Here is a 1,225-nt window from a genome sequence, read left to right as displayed (position 1 = left end):
TTAAAAGCATGCGAACCGAATGGCGCAGCAAGGAACGACCCCAAACCCGTTATGGTCAAAATGGGATTGGCGCTTGTCTTAAATCCATCATTGCGCAGCACCAGCATTCCAGGCATGTATTGTCCCGTCAACGTAATGATAAACAGCGGTAATGCCACGCCTAATAACGCATGCAACGAAAATTCCGGAACGACAAATATCGGTGAAGCAACGGCCAGTTGGATCGTACTGAAATCGGCTTTTTCTGTACTAATCAAATAAACCAGCCCGATTGCCAAAATGCCGATGATCGCATACCGGGATGTGAAGCGCCTTAGCACGACATACGCCGCAAACAACACCACGACCAGCACAGGGTCAATTTGCGCACCGCCAAAAGCCGAGATGCCAAATTGAAGTAAAATACCGGCCAGCAATCCTGAAGCAATGCCTGGCGGAATCATCCGCACGAAACGTTCAAACATGCCTGATAAGCCCAGCACGACAAATCCCAGAGCCGAGATCATATAAGCGCCAATTGCTTCGGCATAAGGGGTTACCGCTAGCGCCGAGACAAGAAATGCCACCCCAGGCGTTGACCACGCCGTAATAATCGGCTCCCGGTAGCGATAGCTTAGCCATATCCCGGTTATCCCTACCCCAATCGATATCGACCCTATCCATGAAGCAGTCATTTCAGGGCTCAACCCCGCGACTTTCGCCGCCTGAAACACAAGAATAAACGTACCGCCATAGTTCACTATGACCGATATCAAAGCCGCGATCGTTGGCGATATCATATCGCGGCCGCGCAGCGGAGGGGATGTTGTGTTCATATGCGCTCTCCTGCCTCTCCTCTAATCATCATGGGTTGCATGTTCATTCCAGTAATACCCGTCTGGCAGATAACGCTGCCCAAATACGTTTGTCCCCAGGCGTATGATGGTGGCGCCTTCTTCGATCGCCACTCTAAAATCCCCGGACATCCCCATGGAGAGAATATCCATGTCTACACGCGGAATCTCTCTCTCTTTGATTTGCATTTTAATTTGCTTTAACAGTCGGAAGCAGTGCCGGGTTTCGTCGTTATTTATGATTTGAACCAAAATATCTATGACCTTGTTCTCTTTTATCAGTTGCTGGTGCAACGCTTGGCCCAGTTTCAAACGATCTACCGAATGAATCAGCTTCACATATTTGACAACATCCTTGACCTTATTCGTTTGTAGATGGCCGATAAAATGCC

General features: G+C 49.1%; 1 protein-coding gene and 1 pseudogene. Both read right to left on the bottom strand.

Translation table 11 applies throughout. The annotated features are described in order from the left end of the window. On the bottom strand, window positions 1–815 hold an 815-nt coding region (locus QJ48_RS34800; protein ID WP_063858229.1), incomplete at its 3' end, for a benzoate/H(+) symporter BenE family transporter. 21 nt (window positions 816–836) lie between these two features. Beyond that, a pseudogene (locus tag QJ48_RS34795) lies at window positions 837–1,225 on the bottom strand (YggS family pyridoxal phosphate-dependent enzyme); the annotation flags it as partial.

Origin of the sequence: Paenibacillus sp. A3 (genome assembly GCF_001399685.1) — a bacterium.
Classification (GTDB): domain Bacteria; phylum Bacillota; class Bacilli; order Paenibacillales; family NBRC-103111; genus Paenibacillus_G.
Note: the sequence above shows the minus strand (reverse complement) of the source record. Positions and strands in the feature narration are given on the sequence as shown.